Source organism: Devosia naphthalenivorans, assembly GCF_003056355.1.
GTDB lineage: Bacteria > Pseudomonadota > Alphaproteobacteria > Rhizobiales > Devosiaceae > Devosia > Devosia naphthalenivorans.
This window is the reverse complement of record NZ_PYVW01000018.1, coordinates 76,840-95,717: the sequence shown is the minus strand read 5'-3', so window position 1 is coordinate 95,717 and position 18,878 is coordinate 76,840. Positions and strand designations below refer to the sequence as shown.

Here is an 18,878-nt window from a genome sequence, read left to right as displayed (position 1 = left end):
GCCTTTGCTTTAGATGAAAGGCGTTGAACCGGAGAATGTCCGCTTCCTCAACATTTGGCATATAAGCGGACCGACCGATAACCACCCCATTGCTGATGGACCTCAAGGGGATGGGAACGGGGCGGACAGGATCCGCTCCGCCGTGTGTCTTCTGATCGCCTTCGGATGAGTGCGATAGATTTGTGCCTACTGCTCCTGCTAGAACCGACGCAAGCCTTCCAGATCGGCACTGGTGAGCAAAGGCATGGCCCGCGAGAGGCGATCCAAAGGCCAGTCCCACCGTGCTATTTCAAACAGCATCGAAGTTCTGGCTTCGTCAAAGCGCTTACGGATCGGCTTGGCCGGATTGCCGCCTATGATCGCGTAAGGCTAAACTTCCTTCGTCACAGAGCACCAAAGCGTTCGCCGGCAGGTCGCAGGTTATCCATCTTACTCCCCTTCTCCGCCTGCCCATCAGGGCGAGTATCCTGTTCTCAGCAACAGGAGGTGATCATGACTGAGAGGCGAAAAACAACTGCGCAGTACCTGAACGGTCTCGCGGTGGCGGTGCTGACGACAACAGGAGGCGCCTATCTCGGCCGCCATGTTTCAGGAGGTTTCCTTCTTATGGCATTGCTCATGAGTGTGTCCGCGCATGCTTTGGCTGCTTGGATTGTAAGAGATTTATAGCTATGTCGGCATCCCGCATGCGCGTCATCGCCTGATGTGTCGACCCTCTCGATTCGCGCATAGGAAATTTGCCGCTCTCCTTCACCGCATCGCTAGGCTGATGCACGAGAGCGGGCTGATGGCTCGGCAGAAACGCTGCTTCAAGCGACTATAGACGGCGAGCAAGCCTACCTGCGGGTTCATGATTGAGGACAGCCCGCAAGATCATTCAGACGACCTTCGCCCATCTCGCTTGTTAGTGTGCGTCAGAACGTCCAGGGCCAGCATTTCAAAGTCGACCTCTAAGAACAGGCACGGACTCCCCCAAAGGCTACGAGCCGCGGCTACAAAGAGCTATAAAAAGGGGCGGCCACCGGTCGTCCCTGATGAAGTGCTACAGCAGCTTCGGACCTAGTCTCGAGGATTCCATTCAGACGGGGTTATCTCAAGCGGAGGATCGAAACTATTAGCGATCGCCGCCCAATCTACAAACTTGAAGTTGGTGGAATCAGTTTCTCCGTCCAGTCCATTTAGGTCCCCGGCATATCCGTCTTGAGTGACAAAGACGCCGTTAGGAAAGCCCGGCAGCGCCACGGAGATGACGTCATCCCCGTCGCTCTCCTGAACCGCATCAATATCGCCTGTCGCGATCACGCGAAACGCACCCAACAGTTCTAGCGGATCGCCGATGCGGAAAACCGCGAAGCTGTCGTCGAAAGGGGGGTCAGCGACCACCGGAGCTTCTCCGTGAGCGCTGCCTTGGCTGGACGCGAGTAGATAACGGGTTCCAGTGCTGGCGTAGTAGATCGACAGCCCCTCAACATCGCGCGTGATGACGCTGTCAGGGTTGAAGAATGGAGACGTTTCCGATCCGCGAGTTTCATAAGCAAGAAGGGGTGTTCCGCCGCTTACCGGCACGGTCCAGATACCCACATCTTCTTGTCCGGCATAGATGGTTCCAGTGACGCGATCAATTACCAAACCTTCGAACTGCGGGCTGAAGTCAGCCAACGGATCTTCTTCGCTCTCCTGCCACAGATCCTGCCCTTTGTGTTCCGTGGGAACACTGAAGCTGTGATCAAAGACAGCTCGAACGGTGCCGCCCTCGCGTGCTTCAAGCGAGAACACGCCTACAACCGGCTGGTGTCGCTGCGTTCCCACAACCCAGGCCTTGCCCAGTTTTTTGTCATGCCAAGCGGTAAGACCATAAACGGTTGCTTGATCATCAACAGGATTGTCTTCTTCAGTTAGACCGTCAGTGGAATGACGCTTTGGAAAGGCTCTGGCAGCATCGGATGCCGTGATTTCCGTGAGCGGCTCTTTCGCCGAAGTGTCAATCCGGTAAACCCTGATAATGTCCAGACCTCTGTCCGCGGCTAACACCAGGTCGGCACTAGAGCCGTCGCCAAGATCAAAGTCATAGATGATGTCAACATTGTTGATCCGGCTATCTTCGATAGGCAGGATGGTTTGCACGAGGCTGCCATCAAAGGCATACACTCGCACTCCTCCGTTTTTCACGGCAGCAACGACCAAGCTCTTATCCACGTCAACGGCGTCCACGTAAAAGGCGGGGTCGTCTGCGTCTGCATCAGCATCCTCATCGGTCAACGCAGTGGTCTGCAGCTGTGGCTGCACTTCGTGAACTTTCCAGTCCGCTGCGCAAGCGGCAGATACCTGAGTTGCGGCTACGCACGATAGCAATAGAAGCCATGTAGTGCGGACTGGCCGCTGCGCCAGTGTCATTCTCATAACTGATCTTCCTCAGTGGTGCTGTTGCAATCCTCCATGCAACCGCGTGCAAGAAAGCCATGACATAAACCTGGTGTCAATTCATGAGGCCGAAAAAACGTAGATGTTGTGCGATGCACGCATGTGCAAAAAACTGCCGAATGCGGGTTGACTGCTGGCGCCGATCTGTAAACATTGGGGCAGGCCAGTACGTACGGCGGCTCGGCGGGGTGGAGGCTTCGTCAATAACTACGGGCGGATGCCTGTCAGTAATTCGGAGGAGTTTTCTTGGTGACCACCTTTGTGTGTGGCGGTGCGGCTACCGCTAGATCCGGAGTTCGGACATGAGCGACGCGACATCTTTGGACAGGGCGGGATCGCAACCGGCTGTGCGGCCCGCTATGCTCAATCGCTTAAGATATGCGCTTCGGGTGAGCATGCGGGAGCCGACCACCGCAATCGGCATCGTGATCGCGCTTGTCTTTACCTACCTCATACTCGCGCCGATCGTGACTATGCTCTTTCAGGCCGTCTCTGTGCAGTTCGGCGATGAGCGGCGCACCGCAGCTGAGGCAGGCGCAGGCACGCTCTACTATTTGAACCGAACTTTCTTTTCAGCGATCTCCACGGACCTATTCTGGCGCCCCCTTCTCAACACGCTAACCGTTGCCGGAAGTGCGATCATTGTTTCGATGGTCGTCGGCATCCCGCTTTCGTGGCTGGTTAGTCGCACTGACATGCTGGGCCGCAAGTGGTTCGCCACGGCTTTGATTGTGCCTTATATGCTTCCAGCTTGGACCTTCGCGCTTGCTTGGACGACATTGTTCAAGAACCGCACGGTAGGTGGCCAACCTGGTTGGTTCGAGGCTCTAGGCCTGACTCCGCCTGATTGGCTGGCATATGGCCGAGTTCCGATCACAATCATTCTGGCACTTCACTACGCCCCGTTCATCATCCTGCTGTTTGGCAGCGCGCTGCGTCGGTTCGACTCCCAGCTCGAAGATTCAGCCCGAATGCTGGGCGCCCGACCTCACCATGTGGCCTTGCAGATCATCCTGCCTTTGATGAGGCCAGCATTGCTCTCAGCCATTGTGCTCATATTTGCCAAATGTTTGGGTGAGTTTGGCGTGCCATATGTGCTTGGGCTGCCCGTTAAGTTCGAAGTGCTTTCCACATCCTTGTTTCGGAACCTTGCATCGAGGCAGACCGGGGTAGGGGCGGTCATCGCCGGCTCAATTATGGCTTTGGGGGTGCTGACCCTATTGATTGACGCCAAGTTGGTGAAGGAAGCCCGTCGCTTCGTTACCATAGGTTCGAAAGGGACCATGAATCGCTTGACCCGTCTGGGCGTGTGGCGGTTGCCCTTGACCATGTTCGCGTTGCTGATCTTTGTTATCAGCGTCTGCTTGCCACTTCTGACGCTGATGCTGTCCACCGTGATGAAGCAGCCGGCTAACTTCGCGATCAGCAATTTCACGCTAGACTACTGGATCGGCACAAACCTAGAGACCGTAGCTCTGCGGACTGGTATCTTGCTCAGCCCAGATCTTTGGGCAGCAGGCTGGAACACGCTCTGGATTGTTGGGAGTGCTTCCATCGTCTCGGGCGTACTTGGTCTGCTCGTGGGCTACGTGGTGGTTCGTACAACTTGGCGACCGCTATCCACCTTCCTCCGCCAGGTTACATTTCTGCCGTATCTGGTACCCGGCATCGCCTTCGCTGCAGCATATCTCTCGCTGTTCGCTGTCCCCCGTGGCCCAGTGCCGGCTCTATACGGTACGGTGACGATCCTGATCTTGGCGCTGATGGCTGATCAAATGCCGTACGCCTCGAGAGCCGGCATTTCGGCAATGATGCAGCTTGGAAAAGACCCTGAAGAGGCAGCCCAGATCGCCGGCGCAGGTTGGTTCCGGCGCATGATCAGCATCGTTATTCCCATCCAAAAAGGCTCGCTCGTGACCGGTGTCCTGCTGCCTTTCATTTCGGGGATCAAAGGACTCAGTCTGTTTGTGATCCTGGCGGTTCCCTCCACCGACGTTCTGACCACGTTCTCGATGCGCCTGGTTGACTACCACTACACGCAGGCCGCCAACGGTGTCGTGCTGATCATTGCCGCAATGGCTTACTTCGGCACGCTAGCGGCTCAGAAACTCACAAAAACTAATATTGCTGAAGGGCTTGGAGGCTGAGATGCCCACTATTGAATTGCGCGATGTTCAGAAAAGCTATGGCGGCCAGGGCGCCAATGCGGTGAGGGACCTCAACCTTGAGATTGGCGACGGAGAATTCATGTGCCTGCTCGGCCCGTCAGGGTGCGGCAAGACAACAACTCTCCGAATGATTGCGGGGCTTGAGAATCTCTCGGGTGGAGAGATTCGGGTTGGGGACCGCCTTGTCGATTCCATCAATCAAGGTGTGTTCGTCGCACCGGAGCACAGGCACATGGGCTTGGTGTTCCAAAGCTATGCGCTTTGGCCTCATTTGACGATCGAGCGGAATACGGATTTCGGTCTGCGCCTGCGCAAGGTTCCCAAAGCGGAACGGGAGCAACGTGTCGATGCGGTTATGCGTGTGCTTGACATCGAGAAGTACCGCCATCGGTACCCTTCCCAGCTATCAGGAGGGCAGCAACAGCGAGTGGCGTTGGCCCGAATGCTGGCCGTCAATCCCAACGTGTTGCTTTTGGACGAACCACTTTCAAACCTCGATGCAAGGCTCCGGCTCGAGATGCGGGCTGAATTGAAGGCTCTCCACGCCGCTTTCAAAACCACCATCGTCTTTGTCACGCACGATCAGTGGGAGGCAATGACGTTGGCAACCACTATAGCCGTGATGAACGAAGGGACCCTTCAGCAAATGGGCACTCCCGACGACATCTACGAACGACCAGCAAACCGCTTTGTTGCCGAGTTTGTAGGCAGCCCCCCTATCAACATCATGGAACTCGGCAGTCCTGAACTGTCGGAGCGCGCCTTCGCGATGAAGAAATTCCTGGCAGAGCATTTTCCGTCGTTGGCTGGGGTAGGGTCCGTGGGTTTGAGGCCGGAGGCGTTGCACATCAGCGAGGCAGGTGAACCCGTGCCTGAAAAGGTATTCCAAGTTCCCGGCGTTGTTACCGGCATTTTGCCGACGGGTGGAAACTGGATTCTGGAACTGCAGTGCGGTGATGGAACCTTGTTCCTAACAACTCACGAGGTTCCAGAAGTGGCAGTCGGCACTGACGTCACCGTTTGGGCGAAGCCGAAGTCATTACATGCCTTTGACTCTGCAGGCCGCCGAATAGAGGAGGCCGACCGCCTGATGCGCACACCTAAGAAGGCCGTCCTTACCAAGGCGCCCAAGCTCAAGGAACTTGCTGGTTAGAGGCTGCTGTCGCGTCCTGCGCAATACGAATGGAAGTCAGCCAAAACGCTGAACTGGAGGAGGAACAAATGACAAAAACGCTGCAAGCCCTGTTGATTGGGATCAGCCTTAGTATGCTTTGTGGTTCTGCGATGGCGCAGGAATACGATCTCGAGGCCATGATCGAAGCCGCTAAGGGTGAGCCACCGATAAACGTTTACGATAGTACCGGCAAAATCGTGGAGATGGCCGAGAACTTCGCGACAAAGTACGGACTCAAAGCCTCGGGCGTGAAGGCCAAAGCCTCAGAACAGCTCGAAATGGTCGTGCGTGAGGCCATGGCCGAGAATGTCCAGGCTGATGTCGTCATCATCTCGGATGCGCCCGCTGCGATAGGTCAGCTTGTACCGCAAAAATTTGCCACTAGCTGGTTAGCGCCCGACATCGCGGAGAAAGTGGAGCAGGGCTACCGGGACCCATTAGCGGTCGTCACTACGCCTGTGGTGTGGGCGTACAATACAGAGCTTTTCGAATCCTGCCCTGTTTCAAATCTGTGGGAGCTTACTGAACCCGAGTGGCGGGGGCGGGTGGCGTTTCAGGATCCCCTGACCAAAACCGTCTATATTGATTGGTTCAATCAGATGGAGGCGCATGGCGACGCCGCACTAGCCGCCGCGTATGAGGCACGATCTGGTAAACCTCTTGAACTGGAGGAGGGCTCAGCAACCCGCGCGTTTATCCGTGCACTTGCAGGTAATGCGCCGCTGATGACCAACTCCGATGATGCTGCCGCAGAGGCGGCAGGGGCGCCAGGGCAAACAGAGGCTTTCATGGCTCTGGTAAGTGCGGCCAAGTTTCGGGAGAACGCCGCCAGCGGTTTCAAGCTGGGTATCTGCGAGGGTTTGAAGCCTTGGCTGGGCTTCACTCATGCAGGCATAGGTTTGATTGCGTCGGGAACTGATAGCCCAAACGCTTCTCGGCTGTTCCTGCGCTACGTCATGACCGCGGAGGGAATTGCCCCGCAGGCGCAGGATGGAAAAATGTCCACAAACATCGATGTGGGGTTGCCCAGCAGCGAGCCGTCGGGCGTCGCCAAGGTCTGGGATCACCTCCTTGCCTACAACATGTCGACGGTAATCGACGACTGGGAAACGCGCCAGGATTGGCAGGATTTCTGGCAGCTGAACTACTCACGCTGAGAGCAAAGGGCGGCATAGTGGCGCTCAACCCAGTTCAAGACTCAGAGCTGTCTGACTGCAGTGGAAATGCACCGCCTATCAAATACCGCGCGAGCGGGATGAAAGCCACGGAAGGTGGCACCAAGGAGGAGAGTAACATGAGAACCACGATGAGGCGCATGCTATCCGGAACCGGGATCGCGCTATTGGCACTTACCCTGCCTCTAGCGGCGCAGGAATTTGATCTTGATGCCATGATCGAAGCTGCCAAGGCGGAGCCACCGATCACGATCTACGATAGTACCGGCAAGATCGTCGACATGGCTGAGGCATTTACCGCGAAATACGGCGTGTCGGCGACCGGCCAGAAAGTATCTGCGAATGCTCAGCTGGAGATGATCATTCGCGAATACCAAGCCGACAACGTTGCCGGAGACGTCGTGCTGATCACGGATGCACCCGCTGCTCTCTCTCAGCTCATGCCCCAAGGTTTCGTGGAAAGCTGGATCCCGACTGATCTTACCGACAAGGTGCCAAAACAGTACCGCAATCCACTGGCGGTTTCGACCAATGCAAACGTGTGGACATACAACACTGAGGCCTACGACAGCTGCCCGGTCTCGAACGTCTGGGAACTGACCGAGCCGAATTGGTATGGCAAGGTGGCGTTCGTCGATCCTTTGACCAAAGGCACCTACACCGATTGGTTCAACCAAATGGAGCGGCACGCTGATGCGGAACTTGCGGCCGCATACAAGGATCACTTTGGCAAAGATCTCGACACCAGCTCTGAGAGCGCAACCAAACAATGGGTAAAGGGACTGGCCGCAAACGGGCCGCTTGTTACCGATGGCGATGATCCTGCCTCGGATGCAGTCGGTGCGCCAGGACAGGCAGAGCCGTTTTTCGGGCTGATGAGCTCCGCGAAATTCCGCGACAACGAAGACAAAGGCTACAAACTTGGTTTGTGCGAGGACATCAAGCCTTGGGTCGGCTGGACCTATCTCAAGCTCGCCCTGATCTCAGCTAAAACTGACAGTCCCAACGCTGCCCGTCTCTTTGTTCACTATATCCTAACCGAAGAGGGCATTGCCCCTCAGGTAGCTGATGGCAAGATCTCCACCAACATAGACGTGAAAATTCCTGACGATGAGCCGTCGGGCATAGCTAACAGCCTTGACGCGCTGTTCCCGTATGATCTCAGCACCGGCATCGATGACTGGGAGACCCGCCAGGATTGGCAAGATCTTTGGACCATCAACTACAGCAAATAACGGTGGGCCTCCACCCATCGTAAGGCGCCCCCCAAAGGGGGCGCCACCCGAAACCCTGGAAAAGCTATGTCAGTACCGAAAGCCCCATCGCTGCCCACGCGGCATGCAGAGTCCAATGCCCTGATGCAAATCGCCAGGAGTGCGGCCCTTCTTGTGGGTGATCCGTTGAAAGCGGCATTCCGCTCCAACATGACGGTCGACTACAAGGTTGACCTGCACGACATCGTGACCGTCCATGACAAGCAGTCCGAAGTTGCCATCCGTGAGTACATAATGCGCGAAGTGCCGGACTCTACCCTGCTGGGTGAGGAAGGCGGAAGCATAGGGAATGGTCGCGTCAACTGGTACGTTGATCCAATCGACGGCACATCCAATTTTGCCAGGGGCCTCGCCTTCTGGTGTGTTTCCATAGGCGCCGTGATCGATGATGAAGTAGTTGCCGGTGTTATCTACGATCCGGTCGCAGGGCACCTATTCTCCGCGGACCTTTCCGGTGCTTGGTTAAATGACGAACCTCTTCGATCAAGCGCTATTCCTGAAGAAGCACATGCGACGTTGATAACCGGCTATCCTGTGTCTCGAGACTTCCGCCTCGACGGCAAGCAGGCAGCGCTAGCCAGTTTCGGTGAGTTAGCGGAAACGTTTTCTACCCTTCGACGTCCAGGCAGCGCTGCTTTGAGCATAGCTCACGTGGCTGCAGGCTGGACCGACGCGGCCGCGGGCTTCGGCTGCAATCCGTGGGACGTCACAGCCGCAGTCCTGATCCTCAAAAACGCTGGGGGGCGCTATCGGCCGCTTTCGCTTGGGAAGGTGCCCGAAAGCGCTCCCGCGCACCTCCACCCAGGCTACGTCGCAGTTGGAGCAGGGGGCCAGTACCTCACTCTTGATCGCGTGGCCAACGAGATCTCTGAACGACGCCGAGCGATCCGTTGATGGCGTCCAAAATGCGAATGCACCAATCCAGACTGGATATCCTATGACTTCGATACTGGCTACAAAGGCCGCCGACGCCGATCTGGACGCTCGCGCCGCTTTCCTCCGCGAACTAGCAGAGAGTGCAGGGGCAGTCGCCCGCTCTGGATTTGTACGACGCACCGCAGGGCAAATCGTTTTCAAGGGGCCGCAGGACTTCTTGACTGAGACCGACGCTGCCGTCGAAAAACACATCAGAACTCGCATCAGTGAAGCGTTCCCGCAGGATGGTTTCCTAGGGGAGGAAACGGGGCTTCATAATTCAGGCGAAAACGTGTGGGTCGTCGATCCAATCGACGGCACCGCGAACTTCGCCCGGGCTATACCCCACTTCTGTATTTCCATTGCGTACGTGTCGGCGGGACGTACCCTGCTGGGCGCGATCTACAATCCCGCGCTTGACGAGTTGTATTTCGCACAACGTGGTGCAGGGGCAGAGCTGAACGGGGAACGGATAAGCGTGGCGGTCACCACTGACCCCAACACCGCATGTGTGGAGCTCGGATGGTCTCGTCGCGTGCCCCAGCAGGTGTACATCGATACCCTTCAACGTTTGCTCGATTGTGGGGCAAATGTGCGTCGGGGTGCTTCTGGCGCACTAGCTCTGGCCTATGTCGCTGATGGCCGCTCTGACTGTTATGCCGAGTTGCACATGCAGCCTTGGGACTGCCTTGCCGGCCTCCTGCTGGTCGAAGAGGCGGGAGGTGCCGTGGTACCCTTCCTTGACCGTGGCGGGTTGATCTCGGGGGGTGCTGTGCTGGCGACTGCCCCGCGCATAGCGTCGATCATGAGCCATGCTACCGGCATCGACCTGAGCGGCTCAGATTCGCGCTCCACTTCCAGCGTTGCCTAGTATCACGACGGACAAATTGACATGGATACCATCTCCCCTCACTACGACCGCCCACGTATCAGCCGCATCCTGGAAGCAATAGAGCCATACGGTGTTGATATCTTCATAAGCGGCAGCGATGGAGCGAGCGACGTTGGTTTGCTCCGCTCGCACGGCGTATCGACCGTCGTGAACTGCGCTGTGAATCTCGATCTGAACTATGTCATGGAGCCGCAGGTGGAGGCCTCCGGGACACAAATCGGCCATGGCTCTGGGGCGATCAGATACTACAAGTTAGGTCTGATTGACGGTCCGGGCAATCCGGAAACCATGATGCTCGCCGGGTACTATCTGCTCCAGGGTGCCTTCAAACAGATTCTTCCAGACCGATCATCATATCCCCGGCGGGAGCGAGGCAACGTCCTGGTGAATTGCCGGGGCGGCCGCAGCCGTTCCGTCGTGCTCGTGTCCCTCTTTCTCCACCACACCGTTCCCAACCTGTTTCCAACCCTCGATAGCGCTCTGGATCACGTGAGGACAAAGCGTGAGTTACGGCAGGACGAATGGTTCGAAGCACCCAAACCGATGCTGATTGAGGCTGCTCGCCGAGCCTCAAAGTGGATCAATTACATCGAGGCCGATCTCCGGCAAGCATCCTAGTGCTGATCGCGGTAATTGCGGATCCCCATTTGCATGACACATCGTTCGATCCTCGCGGCGATGGCTCTGGAGCGTTTCGGTCTCTTGACGACACTGTGGCATCCACTCGCGTCTTCAATGAGAGTGTGCCAGCGTTCCGGGCTGCCCTGGATGATGTGGTAAGGCGTGGCATTCGGCACGTCTTGATACTTGGTGATTTAACTGACGACGGTCAGGAATATGCGGTGTCTTGCGCTCGCAAGCTGCTGAGCGAGTATCAAGACCGATACGGCATGCGTTTTTTCGCCTGTGTGGGAAATCACGATCTTTTTGCCATGAACGGCTGTCACCGCACAAAGGTCTATGTGGGTGGAGACGGTGATCACGATACGGTCACGAGCGATCCATCATTGTCTCATGATATGCCTGAAGCCATCGTTGCTCCCCCCATGTACTGCAAAGGATACCCTTCCTACTTAGAAATGTTCGGCGACCTTGGGTACAGAAGAAGTGAGGCGGACTTCCACTGGGAAAGCCCGTTTGGACACAGCGACACTGCCGAATCTCGCACTACTCGTATTGCCGGCATCAACGGTGCTGCCGCAATGGACGTCACGGACGCATCGTACCTGGTGGAGCCGGTCGAGGGACTATGGTTGCTGTCACTTGATCCGAATGTCTACCGCCATTCGACTGCTTCCCGGAGCGGGGCAATAGATGCCGCTGAGGCGGGTTGGAATGCCGCCTTGCAGTTCAAACCTTACTTATTGCCATGGATAGCCGACGTTGTGCGCCGGGCCCGCTCACTGGGAAAACAGCTCTTGGCGTTCTCACATTATCCTGTCCTCAATCCTCTCCCCAGCGCTGAAGAAGATGAACTTGCCTTGCTCGGCCAATCCGATTTCATTCGCCGCATGCCCCGCGTTGAGACCCGGAAGGCTATAGCGGAGACACGCCTGGGCGTGCACTTCAGCGGTCACTGGCACGTCGATGGAATTGCCACTTCTGACGACGTGATCAATGTTGCCGTGCCTTCGCTGGTGGGTTTCCCAGCAGCTTATAAGGTCGTGGAGGTTTCACCCGGCACGATTGACGTTGAGACGGTACCGCTAGGCTTAGTTCCTGATTTTGATATGGCATTCGAGAGTTACGGACGTGAGGTGCAAACGAAGAGCACCGTCAACGGGGCGCTGACAAGCACGCAGTCATACGGCGCTTTCCTGAGCGAGCACATAGGCCGGCTTGCTGTCGAGCGGTATTTGGAAGGTGAGTGGCCCACCGATTTGGCGTGCCAGGTTCGCAGCTTGACGCTGATGGACGTTGCTTCGGCAGTAGGAGTGGAGTTGAATAGCGTCCCGAACGTGCCCTTCCAGGATGTACTCGCAGACTGGTACCGCTTGCGGCGTGGAGGAGCGCTGGCATTGGAGTACGTGGAGCCGCGTCGCCTCTCACTCTATCGATCATTGGTCCGCCTTTACGCCACCCACAGTTTTCCCATGCGAAGTACAGGGTCCGCACTGCAAGCGTTTATGGTGATGCTCGGCTCGTATATCGGGCCGAAAACGGGCAAATTCTCCATCAGCTTGGTGGCTCGATCAATCCACTCCACGGGCTAAATCGCTAGAGCAGGCAAGTGCAGTATGCGGGCTTCCACCTATAAGTGCGCACGCGTGTGCATTGCTGCTTCCAAAATGCCTAGCATATGCATGGAGCGACTCCCTGATGCGCCGAAATCCCTACAAAATGAAATTTGCACGCCCGTGCAATATAGCTTGACGCTGTTGGTTCCACCGCTATTCTCAGGCTGGGACCTGCTCTTCCCACATGGTCAGAACTATCGTGTTTGGCCATATTCTAGATGCGTCATGAGGAGGCGCGATGGGAGTGTCTGCCTGTGAGGCGCTATTGAGCCAAAGCTTCCTGTCCTTGCGGAAAAAACAATGAGCGTGGCTGGCGCGGCCATGCAAACGGAGGAGATGTAATTTGATTAAGATGAAAACGCTGTTTCTAGGAGCCTCAGCAGCAAGTGTTTTGATGTCTGGTGCTGCTGCGCAGGAGGCGTTCAACGTAGAGGCACTCATCGAAGCGGCGAGAGCAGAGCCTGCAATCACCGTGTATGCAGTTACCGGCAAAATCGTGGAGACGGCAGAAAACTTCACTGCCAAGTATGGAGTGCAAGCTGAAGGTCGGAAGGTCAGCGAAGCTGAACAGATAGAACTGCTGATGCGGGAAAGCCAATCCAATAATGTGTTGGGCGACGTCTCAGTGGCAGCTGACGTGGCGGCGGTTGCAGCCGAACTGATCCCCGGTGGCATAGTTGAAAGCTGGGTGCCCCCAGATATGGAAGCTGACATTGCTGCTGAATGGCGGGAACCGTTGGTCATCGTGAACGATCCACACGTCTTCACTTACAACACCGAGTTGAATGAAACCTGTCCAGTGGCGAACATCTGGCAGCTCACGGAACCGGAGTATTCGCGCAAAGTAGCCATGCTGGATCCTTTGGTGAAGCCAAACTACGCGGATTGGTTCAACCAGATGGAAATGCATCACGACGCTGAGATTGCGGCTGCCTACGAGTCATACTTCGGCGCACCGCTTGAAACGGACGAGCGGAGCGCCACTGCAGCATGGGTACGTGCTTACGCTGAAAACCAGCCACTCCTGGGAGACTCGTCCGCCGTGGCAGACGCTGTAGGAGCTCCAGGTCAGCAAAATCCTTTTTTTGGCCTAACCTCGGTGTCCAAGTTCCGCGACAACGAAGCGAAAGGCTACAAGTTGGGCTTATGCACGGACATGGTTCCGTTTGTAGGGTGGCTCTATCCCGGTCCGGGTGTAATTGCATCGGGCACCGACAGCCCCAATGCGGCAAAGCTCTTTATCCACTATCTACTCACAGCGGAGGGAATAGCACCCCAGGCAGTGGACGGGAAGATTTCGACCAACTCGCAGGTGTTGCTGCCGGATGACGAACCATCAGGCATCTCGGCGCATTTTGATGACCTGATGGCGTTCTCCATGGAAACTGCACAAGACGATTACGATGCTCGTCAGGACTGGCAGGACTTCTGGCGCGTCCACTACTCTCGTTAGTGCTCGTGATTTCGTCCGGCGGATGAACCGCCGGACGCTTCCGTCCTGATAGCGGCTTGTTGCTGTGATGAGACGGTGATCCTGGGTTCAATGCTCGCACCGGATTGGACGGGCAAGTTCCAGATCTCGGCTTGCTTAGCTGCGCGGTGCCGGCGGCTTCGAACGTGTTGTGGCGCCGGATGCAATGCACCGGTTGTCAATTTTAGAGAAGAAGAAGGTACTCTGTATGGACCAGGTTGCTCCTCGCTACGATCGCCCTCCAATCAGCCTGATTGCTACGGAGGTCGGCGATGACCGGGTGTCTCTATTTATCGGTGGCTCCGATGGCGCACGTGATCTCAACCTGCTCAAGGAAAATGGGATTTTTACGGTCGTTAACTGCGCCGTTAATATCGACTTCAACTATGTAGTGGAAGCAGAGCAAGAAGCGGAACCCGGCAAGGTAGCTGTAGGGCACGGCGCAGTTCGTTCCTACAAAGTCGGCCTGATAGACGGCGAAGGTAACCCATCTCGCATGATGATGGCGGGGTATTATATCCTGGATGGAGCGCTCAAGCAGCGACTGCCGGAACGAAAGACCTATCCCAATCGCGAGCGGGGGAATGTGCTGGTTCATTGCCGAAGTGGCCGGAGCCGCTCCGTCGCTCTAGTTGCCCTGTATTTGACCAAGAACCAGCCACATCTGTTTCCGACCTTCGGTGTTGCACTGGCTCATATTAGATCGAAGCGAGAGCTTCGCGAAGATGAGTGGTTCGAGACTCCGAAGCCGACCCTTATCGAAGCGGCCATGCAGGCATCAATTGCCATCGACCTCCTCGACACGGCCCGGCACTCGCCGGTCTGTTGATCTGATAGCAATCAGGGCAGGGGCCTTTCCTATCCTGGTGTTCAGGACGCAGAGTTGTCGAACACAGCAAGGCGGAGGCTCTTATGGCAGTAGTGGCTGACCGGTTTGAGAGCTTTCAGCGCGGGGGCCGTGGCCGTACAGAACCTCGCCAAACGGGGATCGGTTGGAAGCTCTTCGTCGGGCTCTTTGCTTGGGGCAAAGTCTCAGCAGCCAGCAATCGCACAATGTGGTCAGCGATAGAATCTAAAGGCTGACGGAACGTCGTGAGGTTGTAAGACATCCAAGCGGCTTGATCGATGTCATCAAAGCCGATGATGCTAAGTTCATCGGGGACGGACATCCCGAACTCGTTGCGCGCTACATCCATGCATCCCATGGCCAGAAGATCAGTGACGCAGAAAATTCCATCAGGCGTGACCGCGCGTCCGAACAAGCGGCGCGCTGCTTCCATGCCGGTGGCATAGCCAGTGGGCCCGGTCTGCATCACTGGCACGTCTAGACCATCCTGCCGCGCGGCTTCCACAAACGCAACTTCACGTGCCTTCAGGCTTGGTGTGCCTGCGGTAGAGCTGACCACCGCAATTCGAGCGCATCCGGCTCTCTTGAGTAAATGGTACGCTTCAGTCGCCGCGAAAGTATTCTCCACAACAATATTGGTGGGACCGCTTAGTTGGTCGTCGCGGTTGATCAAAATAACGCGCTGTCCGTTGGACAAGCACGTGGCGATCAGCGAGGGCGACGGTGTCCCTGAAAGTACTATAACTGCATCTGCGCGGTAGTTGACCGTCTGACGCATAGCTGAAGCCACGCCTTCTGGTTCGCCTGTGGTGTTGATGACCATAGCGATCTTGCCAATCGACTGCAGCTTCTGGGTCGCGATGTCGATCATACGGGCTTGATACGGCGTTGAAATATCGGACACCAGCAAACAAACTATGTTGCTGCGCTCGTGCGACAAACCCCGGGCAAGGTGATTAACGTGATAGCCCAAAGCTTCAGCAGCTGCTAACACCTTCTTGCGTGTCACCTCGGACACACTGGCTCCGTCGGTAAACGTACGCGATACTGCTGAACGCGAAACGCCAGCCAGCTTGGCTACCTCTTCGGCCTTTACAAAGCTCCGCTCACGAACTTCCATTGTCGACTCTTGCTTTGTGCACGGGCGTGCAAATTTCTTTGATACGTTGCCTCAGAGGCTTGTAGCGTTTTTCCCCGAGATCATCAACTTCTCTCGCTTGACTGTTCACATGGGAAAGCCCAATGTTGCACGCGCGTGCAAACCATTGCGCTCACGGACCTCGTTATGACATCCACAATACAGTTGATCGATCTCCTGGGAGCGGGCGCTCTTTTGATCTGGGGGTTGCGCCTCATCAAAACTGGAGTTTTGAGTGCCTTCGGTGCTTCGCTCCGCCAGTGGATAAGGAAAGGTACTGGCAACCGCATCGTAGCAGCTGGTTCCGGCTTTTTGGCTACGTTGGCGATGCAGTCGAGTACGGCCACTGCGGTGATTACAGCTTCCTTTGCCGGTCGCAGCATCATTGAACCGAAAATGGGCCAGGCCGTGATGCTGGGTGCAAACGTGGGTACCGCAGTAGCTGCTCTAGTGCTTTCTTTGGACGTGCACTGGTTCGGTTCCGCTATGGTCCTGATCGGAGTGGTTACGAGTTTGCGGAGTCGCTTTGCCCGTGGCAAAGGCCTCGGGCGCTCGATTCTGGGCCTCGGGCTTATGTTGTTGTCACTGAAGCTCCTCGGGTCCGTAACAGATCCTCTCCGCCAGTCCGACATCGTTATTGGTCTCCTCAAGGCGTTGGGCGACGCGCCGCTTCTGGCCTTGTTGGTCGCCTCAATGCTTGCCTTCATATCATCATCAAGCCTAGCTGTGGTTCTCTTCGTGTCCCTTTTGCTTGGTTCTGGCGTTGTGCCGACGCCACTTGCAGTCGTGCTGGTAGCGGGGGCTAATCTGGGCGGAGCAGTCCCCCCTTGGCTCGCGGTCTCGGGAGAGGGGACTGAGGCTCGGCGGCTGGCGGCGGCTAATCTACTTGTGCGTTTGCTCGGGGCCACCGTCCTTACCATCCTCGCCACTCCTGTAGCGAGCACCGCGGGAAGGCTGATTTCAGAGCCCAGCATGCTTGCCGTAGTTGTCCATTTTGGATTCAACGTATGTCTTCTGCTGACCTTCCTGCCACTGCTGACCCCCGTGAACCGGATAGCAAACCTCCTCGTGCCGGCAAGCCGAGGAGCGGGTCAGCAAAACAGTTATCTAGATGAAACGGTTCTCGGGAGTCCGTCTTTAGCGCTAGCGGGGGCGGCACGTGAAGCATTGCGGGTCGGCGATTTCGTGAATCAAATGTTGGAGGTCAGTCTTGAGGGACTCAGGAAGACTGATCCCGCCCTTAAAGGCGAACTTGCCTACCTTGAAGACAAGGTGGACACCTCTCACGAAGCAATCAAATTCTATCTTGCAAAGCTAGATAGAGACACAATGGGGGAGGATGATCGGCGGCGGTCAGACGAGATCGTGTCCTATGCGATCAACTTGGAGCACATCGGAGACATCGTACATCGAGGTCTATGTGAACAAGCACTCAAGAAGTCCTCACGTCATCTTTCGTTCTCCGCGGAAGGCATGGCTGAAATTTCGACCCTTTACGCTAGAACGCTCAACAATGTGCAACTCGCCCAATCGGTATTCCTGACCAGAGACCCCGATCTCGCTCGTCGGTTGGCAGAAGCAAAGGTGGAGGTAAGACTCCTCGAAGCAGCTTCAAGCATGCAGCATTTACAGCGGGTGCGAGAGAAGCGCAGTGAGACGCTCGAGACCAGTGCAATGCATCTCGACATCTTGCGTGATCTCAAGCGCATCAATGCTCATCTAGCCTCTGTGGCTGTGTCCGTGCTGGAAGAACGAGGCGGCACCAGCGCCAGCAGGTTGCTTCCCGATCACACGCCTTTGGCCGGATAGCCATCCCTTCCCGTGGACACAAGGCCAGGCAGATCAGGCAACCCTTTACCGCCATACCATACAAGGAGATTCCAAATGACCGTTCGTTTCGGCCTGCTCGGCGCTGGCCGCATCGGCAAGGTTCACGCCAAAGCCATCACGTCCAACCCCAAGGCGCAACTGGTTGCGGTGGCCGACGCTTTCGAAAAAGCGGCCAGCGACCTCGCCGCGCAATATGGCTGCGATATCCGGACCGTGGACACGATCCTCCAGTCAGACGACATCGATGCCGTAGTGATCTGCACGCCAACCGACACCCATGCCGATCTGATCGAGCAGTTCTCGCGGGCAGGGAAGGCCATCTTCTGCGAAAAGCCGATCGACCTCGATGTGGAGCGGGTGAAGGCCTGTCTCAAGGTGGTGGACGCGGAAGGGGCAACCCTGATGGTTGGCTTCAACCGGCGCTTTGATCCGCACTTCATGGCAATGCGCAAGGCCATCGATGACGGCCAGATCGGGGACGTGGAAATGGTGACCATCGTGTCCCGTGATCCGGGTGCGCCGCCAGTGGATTACATCAAGCGCTCGGGCGGCATCTTCCGCGACATGACCATCCACGATTTCGACATGGCGCGCTTCATGCTGGGCGAGGAGATCGACACGGTCAGCGCACAGGCCTCGGTGCTCGTTGATCCGGCAATCGGGAAGGCCGGGGACTACGACTCGGTCTCGGTGATGCTGTCGACGGCTTCGGGCAAGCACGCCACGATTTCAAACTCGCGCCGCGCGACTTATGGCTATGACCAGCGCATAGAGGTGCACGGCTCCGAGGGAGCTGTCTCGGCCGAAAATCAGCGCCCGGTATCGATTGAAGTCGCCAATGCCTCCGGCTATACCCGCCCGCCGCTGCATGATTTCTTCATGACGCGCTATACCGAAGCCTATGCCCGCGAGATCAGCGAGTTCATCGATGCGGTGGAAAGCAAGGCACCGGCCAAGCCAAGCGGGCTGGATGGCCTGATCGCATTGGCACTGGCGGATGCGGCGGTAAGATCGGTTCAGGAGGGACGTGCCGTGAAGGTGAGCGAGATCACCGGCGGCTTGGCCGATGCGAGTGTGTTTCAGGGACGGTGAGCCCCTGGGGCGCATCCCTCGATGGACCTCATCCGGAGCCTGTCGAAGGACGAGGTCTTGGCACTCTATGGCTTACCACGATGTCACCCCGGCCTTGGGCCGGGATCCGTCCTGGGAGTTGCTACACACGCAGTCGCTGTAAGAACCACCTTGCGGCTGTGACATGATCTCGAGTTGGATCCCTGGTCAAGCCCGGGATGACATCGCGTGAGTGGACAGGTTGGTGAAGAGCGAGGCGCTCTGG

The 18,878-nt window shown here is 56.7% G+C and carries 15 protein-coding genes; 13 read left to right on the top strand and 2 right to left on the bottom strand.

The genetic code is table 11. The annotated features are described in order from the left end of the window. Positions 1 to 492: 492 nt before the first annotated feature. On the top strand, positions 493 to 669 hold the full coding sequence (locus C8264_RS22300) for a hypothetical protein (RefSeq protein WP_162783767.1): 177 nt from the start codon (positions 493 to 495) through the stop codon (positions 667 to 669). 390 nt (positions 670 to 1,059) lie between these two features. Here C8264_RS22300 and C8264_RS18795 read toward each other — a convergent pair whose 3' ends face one another. Beyond that, positions 1,060 to 2,394 carry a phytase gene (locus C8264_RS18795; protein WP_245893384.1) on the bottom strand — a complete coding sequence of 445 codons (1,335 nt, stop codon included), beginning with the start codon at positions 2,392 to 2,394 and terminating at the stop codon, positions 1,060 to 1,062. A 386-nt stretch (positions 2,395 to 2,780) separates the two neighbouring features. Here C8264_RS18795 and C8264_RS18790 point away from each other — a divergent pair, with 386 nt between their 5' ends. The 10 genes from C8264_RS18790 to C8264_RS18745 all read left to right on the top strand — a co-directional run bounded on the left by C8264_RS18790 (position 2,781) and on the right by C8264_RS18745 (position 14,556). Beyond that, positions 2,781 to 4,568: an ABC transporter permease gene (locus tag C8264_RS18790; protein ID WP_245893382.1), complete on the top strand. Its 1,788-nt coding sequence runs from the start codon at positions 2,781 to 2,783 to the stop codon at positions 4,566 to 4,568. A gap of 1 nt (position 4,569) precedes the next feature. Beyond that, positions 4,570 to 5,742: an ABC transporter ATP-binding protein gene (locus C8264_RS18785; protein ID WP_108462520.1), complete on the top strand. Its 1,173-nt coding sequence runs from the start codon at positions 4,570 to 4,572 to the stop codon at positions 5,740 to 5,742. A 68-nt stretch (positions 5,743 to 5,810) separates the two neighbouring features. Beyond that, positions 5,811 to 6,920, top strand: coding sequence for an ABC transporter substrate-binding protein (locus C8264_RS18780; protein ID WP_108462539.1), 1,110 nt, complete (start codon positions 5,811 to 5,813; stop codon positions 6,918 to 6,920). Between the two features lie 149 nt (positions 6,921 to 7,069). Next, complete coding sequence (locus C8264_RS18775; protein ID WP_245893380.1) at positions 7,070 to 8,173, top strand: ABC transporter substrate-binding protein; 1,104 nt, start codon at positions 7,070 to 7,072, stop codon at positions 8,171 to 8,173. Positions 8,174 to 8,296: 123 nt separating this feature from the next. Continuing rightward, positions 8,297 to 9,106, top strand: coding sequence for an inositol monophosphatase family protein (locus C8264_RS18770; protein ID WP_108462537.1), 810 nt, complete (start codon positions 8,297 to 8,299; stop codon positions 9,104 to 9,106). Between the two features lie 43 nt (positions 9,107 to 9,149). Continuing rightward, positions 9,150 to 9,998, top strand: a complete 849-nt coding sequence (locus tag C8264_RS18765) for an inositol monophosphatase family protein (protein ID WP_108462519.1) — start codon at positions 9,150 to 9,152, stop codon at positions 9,996 to 9,998. Positions 9,999 to 10,019: 21 nt separating this feature from the next. Beyond that, positions 10,020 to 10,637: a dual specificity protein phosphatase family protein gene (locus C8264_RS18760; protein WP_108462518.1), complete on the top strand. Its 618-nt coding sequence runs from the start codon at positions 10,020 to 10,022 to the stop codon at positions 10,635 to 10,637. After that, entirely contained in the window at positions 10,637 to 12,232 is a 1,596-nt protein-coding gene (locus C8264_RS18755; RefSeq protein WP_162783765.1) for a metallophosphoesterase family protein, read from the top strand. Before C8264_RS18760 ends, C8264_RS18755 begins: the two co-directional genes overlap by 1 nt. Positions 12,233 to 12,608: 376 nt before the next feature. Continuing rightward, positions 12,609 to 13,709: an ABC transporter substrate-binding protein gene (locus C8264_RS18750; protein WP_108462536.1), complete on the top strand. Its 1,101-nt coding sequence runs from the start codon at positions 12,609 to 12,611 to the stop codon at positions 13,707 to 13,709. A 226-nt stretch (positions 13,710 to 13,935) separates the two neighbouring features. Next, complete coding sequence (locus tag C8264_RS18745) at positions 13,936 to 14,556, top strand: dual specificity protein phosphatase family protein (protein WP_108462535.1); 621 nt, start codon at positions 13,936 to 13,938, stop codon at positions 14,554 to 14,556. A 115-nt stretch (positions 14,557 to 14,671) separates the two neighbouring features. Here C8264_RS18745 and C8264_RS18740 read toward each other — a convergent pair whose 3' ends face one another. Further along, entirely contained in the window at positions 14,672 to 15,694 is a 1,023-nt protein-coding gene (locus C8264_RS18740) for a LacI family DNA-binding transcriptional regulator (RefSeq protein WP_108462516.1), read from the bottom strand. A 165-nt stretch (positions 15,695 to 15,859) separates the two neighbouring features. Between C8264_RS18740 and C8264_RS18735 the strand changes: the two genes are divergently transcribed. Together C8264_RS18735 and iolG are read left to right on the top strand one after the other, a co-directional pair. Then, on the top strand, positions 15,860 to 17,521 hold the full coding sequence (locus C8264_RS18735) for a Na/Pi cotransporter family protein (RefSeq protein WP_108462534.1): 1,662 nt from the start codon (positions 15,860 to 15,862) through the stop codon (positions 17,519 to 17,521). A gap of 75 nt (positions 17,522 to 17,596) precedes the next feature. After that, a complete protein-coding gene (gene iolG, locus C8264_RS18730; protein ID WP_108462515.1) occupies positions 17,597 to 18,634 on the top strand; it encodes an inositol 2-dehydrogenase in 1,038 nt (345 codons plus the stop codon). Positions 18,635 to 18,878: the final 244 nt, after the last annotated feature.

Coding starts and splice junctions, on each gene's coding strand:
- C8264_RS18765 (WP_108462519.1), top strand. CDS start 9,150: ATGACTTCGATACTGGCTACAAAGGCCGCCGACGCCGATCTGGACGCT.
- C8264_RS18775 (WP_245893380.1), top strand. CDS start 7,070: ATGAGGCGCATGCTATCCGGAACCGGGATCGCGCTATTGGCACTTACC.
- C8264_RS18760 (WP_108462518.1), top strand. CDS start 10,020: ATGGATACCATCTCCCCTCACTACGACCGCCCACGTATCAGCCGCATC.
- C8264_RS22300 (WP_162783767.1), top strand. CDS start 493: ATGACTGAGAGGCGAAAAACAACTGCGCAGTACCTGAACGGTCTCGCG.
- C8264_RS18745 (WP_108462535.1), top strand. CDS start 13,936: ATGGACCAGGTTGCTCCTCGCTACGATCGCCCTCCAATCAGCCTGATT.
- C8264_RS18795 (WP_245893384.1), bottom strand. CDS start 2,394: ATGACACTGGCGCAGCGGCCAGTCCGCACTACATGGCTTCTATTGCTA.
- C8264_RS18735 (WP_108462534.1), top strand. CDS start 15,860: ATGACATCCACAATACAGTTGATCGATCTCCTGGGAGCGGGCGCTCTT.
- C8264_RS18780 (WP_108462539.1), top strand. CDS start 5,811: ATGACAAAAACGCTGCAAGCCCTGTTGATTGGGATCAGCCTTAGTATG.
- C8264_RS18750 (WP_108462536.1), top strand. CDS start 12,609: ATGAAAACGCTGTTTCTAGGAGCCTCAGCAGCAAGTGTTTTGATGTCT.
- C8264_RS18770 (WP_108462537.1), top strand. CDS start 8,297: ATGCAAATCGCCAGGAGTGCGGCCCTTCTTGTGGGTGATCCGTTGAAA.
- C8264_RS18785 (WP_108462520.1), top strand. CDS start 4,570: ATGCCCACTATTGAATTGCGCGATGTTCAGAAAAGCTATGGCGGCCAG.
- C8264_RS18740 (WP_108462516.1), bottom strand. CDS start 15,694: ATGGAAGTTCGTGAGCGGAGCTTTGTAAAGGCCGAAGAGGTAGCCAAG.
- iolG (WP_108462515.1), top strand. CDS start 17,597: ATGACCGTTCGTTTCGGCCTGCTCGGCGCTGGCCGCATCGGCAAGGTT.
- C8264_RS18790 (WP_245893382.1), top strand. CDS start 2,781: ATGCTCAATCGCTTAAGATATGCGCTTCGGGTGAGCATGCGGGAGCCG.